The organism is Mesorhizobium sp. WSM4935 (assembly GCF_029625735.1).
In the GTDB taxonomy this organism is placed as follows: domain Bacteria; phylum Pseudomonadota; class Alphaproteobacteria; order Rhizobiales; family Rhizobiaceae; genus Mesorhizobium.
In genome coordinates this window covers 1-265 of record NZ_JARTVR010000067.1, presented here as the reverse complement: position 1 = coordinate 265, position 265 = coordinate 1, and the positions used below count along the sequence as shown (strand labels likewise).

Here is a 265-nt window from a genome sequence, read left to right as displayed (position 1 = left end):
GCGTGGTGCGAACAGATCGAAAGCATGATCCTGGCCGCCGCGTGTAAGGAGGCGAAGTGAAAGCCAACATCACAATCCAAGTGACCATGACCGTCGAAGCCGCATCGGTTGCACGCATTGAAGAGATCGTTGCAGAAGCAGAGATGTGGTGCCAACAGGTAGACCGATACCCCGGCGTCATCGAGTCAGACACGTTCGTTGACGACTGGGAGGACGACGATGGGAACTGAGCCGAGCATCACCATCACCATCGGCATTCCGCACA

At 56.6% G+C, this 265-nt stretch carries 1 protein-coding gene; it reads left to right on the top strand.

Features of this window, described 5'->3' with window-relative positions:
- Positions 1–56: 56 nt before the first annotated feature.
- Entirely contained in the window at positions 57–230 is a 174-nt protein-coding gene (locus P9273_RS32130) for a hypothetical protein (protein ID WP_278052590.1), read from the top strand.
- Positions 231–265 lie beyond the last annotated feature (35 nt).